Source organism: Pseudomonadota bacterium (assembly GCA_010028905.1).
Classification (GTDB): domain Bacteria; phylum Vulcanimicrobiota; class Xenobia; order RGZZ01; family RGZZ01; genus RGZZ01.
The window spans coordinates 1-6,907 of record RGZZ01000279.1; the positions used below are offsets into that span (position 1 = coordinate 1).

The 6,907-nt window shown below is 69.2% G+C and carries 5 protein-coding genes; 2 read left to right on the plus strand and 3 right to left on the minus strand.

Annotation, left to right across the window (positions count from 1 at the left end; genetic code table 11):
- Positions 1 to 358: 358 nt before the first annotated feature.
- Positions 359 to 1,348, plus strand: coding sequence for a VCBS repeat-containing protein (locus tag EB084_16765; GenBank protein NDD29909.1), 990 nt, complete (start codon positions 359 to 361; stop codon positions 1,346 to 1,348).
- Between the two features lie 91 nt (positions 1,349 to 1,439).
- On the opposite strand, the gene EB084_16770 is transcribed toward EB084_16765, so the two are convergent.
- Genes EB084_16770 through sbcD form a run of 3 tightly spaced genes read right to left on the minus strand, consistent with a single transcriptional unit; the run spans position 1,440 to position 6,155 of the window.
- Positions 1,440 to 2,072, minus strand: coding sequence for a hypothetical protein (locus EB084_16770; GenBank protein NDD29910.1), 633 nt, complete (start codon positions 2,070 to 2,072; stop codon positions 1,440 to 1,442).
- A complete protein-coding gene (locus tag EB084_16775) occupies positions 1,846 to 4,926 on the minus strand; it encodes a hypothetical protein (GenBank protein NDD29911.1) in 3,081 nt (1,026 codons plus the stop codon). The genes EB084_16770 and EB084_16775 overlap by 227 nt, the downstream gene beginning before the upstream one ends.
- Complete coding sequence (sbcD, locus tag EB084_16780; protein NDD29912.1) at positions 4,923 to 6,155, minus strand: exonuclease subunit SbcD; 1,233 nt, start codon at positions 6,153 to 6,155, stop codon at positions 4,923 to 4,925. The genes EB084_16775 and sbcD overlap by 4 nt, the downstream gene beginning before the upstream one ends.
- A gap of 212 nt (positions 6,156 to 6,367) precedes the next feature.
- Between sbcD and EB084_16785 the strand changes: the two genes are divergently transcribed.
- The gene (locus EB084_16785) at positions 6,368 to 6,856 is read left to right on the plus strand and encodes a MerR family transcriptional regulator (GenBank protein NDD29913.1); all 489 of its coding nucleotides are present in this window, start codon (positions 6,368 to 6,370) and stop codon (positions 6,854 to 6,856) included.
- Positions 6,857 to 6,907: the final 51 nt, after the last annotated feature.

Below are 6,907 nucleotides of genomic sequence, written 5' to 3' on the forward strand. Positions count from 1 at the left end.
CCACAGTTGAGCACATTTGTGCTCAACCCGCCACAGTTGAGCACATTTGTGCTCAACACGCCACAGTTGAGCACATTTGTGCTCAACCCGCCACAGTTGAGCACATTTGTGCTCAACCCGCCACAGTTGAGCACATTTGCGCTCAACCCGCCACAGTTGAGCACATTTGTGCTCAACACGCCACAGAGATAAAGAACACCGCGTATCGTGGGCCGTATCCCCTACGATTGCCGAGCTCCTCTGCATCAACAGCCGAACACGCGGCTGGACATTCACGAAACAGGAGGCCCCTCAACATGAACCTCTCCCCCGGACAACGACGCTCCACCATGCAAGGCTTATCGAGCGACGGTCGGTCGTGGCCATCACGATGCTCGGAGCGGTCGCCTTCCAGCTCGGCGGATGCGCCGGCGGGCAAGGCCTCACCGGCTCGATCACGTTGAGCCTCGTGGGCCTGTGGCTGGCGGGCATCTCACTCATGGGGCTACTCGCGGGCTGGAGCACCGGAAGCGGATCGCTGGGACAGGGAAGCCCGCTGACCGACAACATCCCGCACACGACCCCCACACCCACGCCAACCCCCGTGGTCGCCGTCAACCTGCGCTTCGTGCAGCAGCCAACGAAGACCGCCGGGGCCCAGGCAAACGCGCTCATCACACCTTCTCCTCAAGTCGAGGCCGTAGACGGTAGCGGCACTCGCGTCGCCAGCTTCACCGGGCCGATCACCATCGCGCTGGTCACGGCGCCTGCAGGCGCGGTGATCACGGGCACCCTCACCCGCAACGCCGTGGCGGGCGTGGCGACCTTCAACGACCTGCGCATCAGCATCGCCGGGAACTACACCCTGCAGGCTTCCTCGGGGAGCCTGCGGGCCGGCACCAGCGTCAGCTTCGTCACCACGCCCCTGCCAGTCAGCTTCAAGACCCAGAGCACATACACCAGCTCTGGGGGGCCCTTCGATGTCGCCGTTGGCGACGTCAACCTCGACGGCAAGCCGGACCTCGTAAACACCAATGCGGCCGACGGCACCATCTCGGTGCTCCTGGGCAACGGCAACGGCACCTTCGCTACCCAGAGCGCCTTCGCCGTGGGGAAATTTCCTACAGGCGTCGCCTCCGCCGACCTCAACGGCGACGGCAAGCCAGACCTCGTCACCACCAACTACGCCGACAGCACCATCTCGGTGCTGCTGGGCAACGGCGACGGCACCTTCGCTACCCAGAGCGCCTTCGCCGTGGGGAAATTTCCCATAGGCGTCGCCTCCGCCGACCTCAACCTCGACAGCAAGCCAGACATCGTCACCCCCAACTACGCCGACAGCGCCATCTCAGTGCTGCTGCACGACTGACGGTCGCAGCCCTTCCCCGGGCCCTCCACTGCCAGCAGGCCGTGTTGCCCAGTCTTCGGCCTGCACCCACGACCGCGCGCCGGGAGGTTCGCTACCCCCGCGACACCCGCACCACGCTGCGCCCGGCCCCCTGACGCTCGACCCGCACCACCGCGCCGACGCGCTCGGAGATTCCGGGGACGTGCGAGATGAGGCCGATCTGACGACCCGTGGCCTGCAGCGACTCGAGGGCGGCCAGGGCGGTCTCGAGGGTCTCGGCGTCGAGGCTGCCGAAGCCCTCGTCGATGAACAGCGAATCGATGCGGGCCCGCTGGGCAGACAGCGAGCTCAGGCCCAGCGCGAGGGCCAGCGATACGAGAAAGGTCTCGCCCCCCGAAAGGCTGTCGACCGAGCGCACCTCGTCGCCCATGTCGAGGTCGACCACCTGCAGCGCCAGCGCCTCTTTCTTGTGGGGAACCCGCATCAAGCGATAGCGCCGCGCCAGCTCACCCAGATGCTCATTGGCGTAGGCCACCAGAAGATCGAGGGTGAGCCCCTGGGCAAAGACCTGCATGCGCTTGCCGTCGGCCGAGCCGATGAGGTCGGACAGCTCGATCGTCGAGGGCCGTGAGGTGATCACGCTCGGCCGCGATGAACGCGGCGTCGTGGCGCAGCAGATCGACCGCCTCGTCGACGGTGAGCCCGGCGCCGGCCAGCGCCGCATCGCGCGCCACCCGAGCCTCATCGCGGCGCTTCATCGCTTGCGAGAGCGCATCGCGAAGCGTGCTCTCGCGCGACGCGAGCGACCGATGCTCGCCATCGATGGCCTGCCGCGACTTCTCTGATTCGGTGAAGGCCACCTCCGCATCCTGCACACGCCGTGCGAGCTCGGAGCGCACCGCGTCGGTCGCGCGCCCTCCCAGCAGCGTGGCGCGCACAGAACGCGCCGCGTCGCGCTCTGCCCCCGCCGCCTCGGCTTTGCCTCTGGCCTCGACAACCGCCGCGTCGCTCGATCTTGTCTCGGCCTCGACCGCGGCCATCTTCTCGCGCAGCGCGGTCAAGGTCGCCTCTGCCGAGAGCTTCGCCTGCTCTCGCGCCCGACGCTTCTCGACCGCATCGGCACACTTCGTCTTGAACTCGACTGGGTTCGCCGTGAGCTTGACGCGCCACTCAGACGCAGCAGGGAATGCTGGCGCCAGCTCGGCCTCGGCCTCGGCGAGACCGTCTCGCTCGGCCTGCCCCTCACGCGCAGCGGTGGACTGCTCGAGCTCGAGGGCGCGCACACGCTCTTGCGCTTCGATGAGGCGCCTAGACGCGTCGTCGTGGGCGGCGCGGGCCTCCGCCTCGACACGGGCGGCCTGTTCGGCCTGGGCGCGCGACTGATCGGCCTGGGCGCGCTCGTCGCGCAGCGCAGCCACCACTGCGTCGACCCTCGCCGCCACGGCCTCGAGCTGCGAACCCACACCGTCGTCGGCGATAGCGGCGCCCAGCCCGTCGATGGGCTGCGCGAAGCAGACCGTCTGCCAGCGGTGCGCGAGGTCGTTCGCCTGCTGCTGCTCGACCTCGATCTTGCGCTGCAGCGCTGTCGCCGCCGAACGACAGGCCTCGGCGCGCGACGACGCCTCGGTGGCCTGTCGCTGCGCCTCGCCGAGCTCAGCCTCGAGGGTGCGCACCCGGCCCGACCAGGCGTCGAGCAGCGCGTTCAGCGCCGGGGTCTCTGCGGCGTAGGGGTGCTCGGTGGCGCCGCACAAGGGGCACGGGTGCCCTTCGCGCAGCGAGGCGCGATGCGATTCAAGCGAGAGGGTGAGGGTCATCTCGGAGAGCGCCACGCGCGCCTCATCGAGTCGCGTGCTCAGCCCGTTGGCGGTTTCGGTGAGCGATGCCGCAGATGCCTCGAATTGTGCAGCCTCGGCAAGATGCTGCTCGGCCTCGCCCATCATCTGGGCCGCACGCGCGCCGCACGCCGCAAACTCACCGTGGATCTGCGTCAGGGCGCGTATGCCCTCGCGCTGCCCCTGCGCGGCCCCCTCATCGGCCGCGAGTCGATCTGGCGCGCGGAGGCCATCGACGTGCGCGCGACACGTGCGCAGCCGCTCGGTTGCCTCACCCAAGGCGGTGGCACGTGTCGACGCGGCGTGCTCGAGGGGGGCCAGCGCCTGGCGGGCCTGCGCCAGCTGCCCGTCGAGTGCGGCGACGCGCGCGTCTCGCTGGGCCACGATGCCGTGCCTGCGCACATAGCGATCGAACACCGCCTCCCAGCGCGACCACTCGTCGGTGAGCACCTTTGTGGCGACCTTCTCGGCAAGCCACGTCTCGGCCTCGCTGCGCGCGCGCTCGGCGTCGGCCTGCTGGGTGCGAAGATCAGCGAGCGTGCGCGCGTGCCCTGCCGCATCGTGCTGCTTTGCGTTCAGCGCACCCTCGGCATCGGTAAGACGACGCTCGAGATCGCCCAGGCGGGCATCGAGCGCCGCGGCGCGGTCGAGCGCTTCGGCCGCGGCCTCACGCGCCGAGACCGCCTGCGTGTGCTCGAGCTGACGCGCATCGCGCACCTTCACTGCCTCGGCGAGGCGTTCTGCAAGCTGCTCACGACGCGTCGTCTCTTCGCCCAGCAGCCGCTCGCTCTCGGCCACCAGGCTTTCGAGCTCGACGCAGCGCTCGACGGCGCCGCGCAGCGGCTGCGCCGCCTCGACCGCCCGCAGCCGCGCTTCGCGCGGACCCGCCTGCGCGCGCTGCTCGCTGACCATCGCGAGCCCCTCAGACGCCGCGGCCTCGTCCTTTCGCAGATCGGCCAGGGTCGCATGCCACTGGAGCACCTTCACCACCGCGCTCAAGGCGTCTCGCTGCGTCTTCAGCGCGTCGGCACGCGCGCGCTCGTCGCGCTCGACCTCGGCCCGCGCCTCGTCAGGGAGAACGGGAATCGCGTCGATGGCGCGCTGCAGGCTCTCGACCTCGGTGCGCAGACCCTTGGCGCGTTCGAACGCGGCCTTCGACAGGCGCTGATAGATGTCGGTGCCCGTGGCCCGCTCGAGCAGCTCGGCGCGCTCTTGCGGCGGGGCCTTGAGGAAGGCCGCGAAGTCGCCCTGGGCCAGCAGCACGGCGCGGCGGAACTGCACGAAGTCGAGCCCCACCCGCGCCTGGATGGCGGCCAGCGTCTCTCGCTTGCCCCCCTGGCACACCGGCTGGCCACCCTCGAGCTCAGTGAGCGACAAGGTGGCGTCTTGCAGCGCCCCGTCGACCTTGCCGCGCGCTCGTCGCACCGCCCAGCGCGACCGATAGCGGCCGCCGTCGACCCCCTCGAAATCGACCTCAGCCCACCCGTCGGTGGTGCCGCGGCGCAGGAGGGTGCGCGGATCGGTGTTGCCGATGAGGCTCTTCTCGTCTTCGTTCGGCCCGCCCACGAGAAAGTCGCGGGGGCCGTTGAGACGCGGCGAGGCATCGTAGAGGGCCACGCACACGGCGTCGAGCAGCGTGCTCTTGCCCGCGCCCGTGTGCCCCACGATGGCGAACAGGCCGCCGCCATCGAAAGGCTGCGCCTCGAAGTCGAGGTCGAAGTGGGCGAGGCTGGTGAGGTTGCGGCCGCGAACCGCGAGAATCTTCACGCGCGACCCTCTTGCACCGCGGCGAGCACGTCGTGGAAGGCGTGCAGCAGCGGGTCCGGCAGCGGGTCGCTGTGGGCCTGGGCATACATGCGCACGAAGACCTCGTCCGGCGTCAGGTCGCGCAGGTCGCGCCCCGCGTGGGCATCGGCAAGCCCCTGCGCATCGCCGGTGAGATGGCTGCGGAAACGGATGAGGCGCACGGCTCGGCCCTCGAGGGCCTGCTCGAGATCGTGACGCAGGTGGGCACGGGGGGCCGGCAGCGACACGTGTACCTCGAGCCAGGGCAGGCGGCCCACGTCGTCGCCATCGGTCTTGGCCGGCAGCGCGCGCAACGCCGCGCACACCTCGTCGAGGGGGGCTGCGCCGCTCTTGGGAACGCGCACGATGCCCACATGGCGCGGCACGAGCAACGGCTGCACGTCAGCCAGCCTTCCCCCCGCGAAATCGACGCGCCACACGCCGTGCTCGTAGGGAGCCTCATCGAGGGCCAGGGGCAGCGGCGAGCCGGAGTAGCGCACGTGGCTTCGCCCCCCCACCATCTGCTTCTTGTGCAGGTGCCCGAGGGCCACGTAGTCGATGTCATCGGGGAAGAGATCGACGGGCAGCGCGTGCTGGTTGCCCACCTGTATCTTGCGCTCACTGGTCTCGGAGAGCACCCCGCCCGTCATGTAGCAGTGCCCGGTGGCGATGAGCGCCTGCCCCTCGCCGCGACGGGCCCGCGCCGCCTCGAGCACGCGGTCGTACAGGCGACGCGCCCCCTCGACGAGGGCCTCGGCGCTCTCGTCGTCGCCCCCCTGGCACTCTCGGGGACGGAAGTAGGGCACCGCCGCCACCCATGCGGCCACCTGGCCGTCGGGGCCGGTGAGCGGCACCACCATGCGGTCGACATCGGCGTGGGCATACCCCCCCACCACATGCACCCCCAGCTGCGCGAGCAGCGTGTGCGGAGCGTCGAGACGATGGGGCGAGTCGTGGTTGCCCCCCACGATGACCATGTCGAGGTTTGGCAGCCGCCGGCGCGCGTCGGCGATGAAGCGGTAGAGCATGGTCTGGGCCGACGCGGGCGGGTTCGAGGTGTCGAAGATGTCGCCCGCCACGATGAGGGCATCGGCCTTCTCGCCCTCGAGCTGCACGAGCAGCCATTCGAGAAAGGCCGCATGCTCCGGCTCGCGGGACTGATCGTGCAGGGTGTGGCCGAGGTGCCAGTCGCTGGTGTGGATGATGCGCATTCCCCATTGTTCCCCAAAAAAGAGAAGAACCCTGCTTGCCCCCACAAAACCCCTGAACCGTTATCTGCGCCACCCCACACCGATGTGATCCACGAACCTGACAGATCACCACATCCCGCTTCTCCCCTTGCGCCGAAGCCGGGAAAAGTCTCATACAAGATTCACCCCTGGGCTATCTTGACAGTGGCACGTTCAACTGTTACAATTCAATCATGACCTACGATCTCCAGCAGCTCTGCGACCTCACCGACGTCACCCCACGAACCGTGCGATACTACATCCAGCAGGGTCTGCTGCCCTCGCCTGGCGCGTCCGGTCCCGGCGCGCACTACACCGAAGCCCATCTGCATCGGCTGAACCTCATCCGCAAGCTGCAGAAAGAGCACCTTCCGCTGGCCGAGATCCGCGACCGCCTCGAGGAGCTCGACGACAACGAGGTGGCCCGCGCGGCGCGAAGCGCATCGAGTGCCGCGCGCACGTCGGCGGGCGACTACGTGCGCAACCTGCTGCACGATGTGACCCGAAGCAGCCCGCCCCGTGCCCCTGAACCGCCGGCCTACGCGAGCGATCGCTCGACGTGGGAGCGCATACGTCTCGACCGCGATGTCGAGCTGCACGTGCGTCGCCCGCTGTCGCGCACGCAGAATAAACAGGTAGAGGCCCTCATCGCGGCCGCCCGACAGCTCTTCGAGACCCCCTGAGGCGCGGTCGCGCCACACCTCGCACCGTCTCTCGCATTCTCTGCCCTGCGC

Excerpts from the sequence above, each read along its gene's own strand:
- EB084_16770 (NDD29910.1), bottom strand. The coding sequence starts at position 2,072 with ATGAGGCTCGGGTGGCGCGCGATGCGGCGCTGGCCGGCGCCGGGCTCA.
- EB084_16785 (NDD29913.1), top strand. The coding sequence starts at position 6,368 with ATGACCTACGATCTCCAGCAGCTCTGCGACCTCACCGACGTCACCCCA.
- sbcD (NDD29912.1), bottom strand. The coding sequence starts at position 6,155 with ATGCGCATCATCCACACCAGCGACTGGCACCTCGGCCACACCCTGCAC.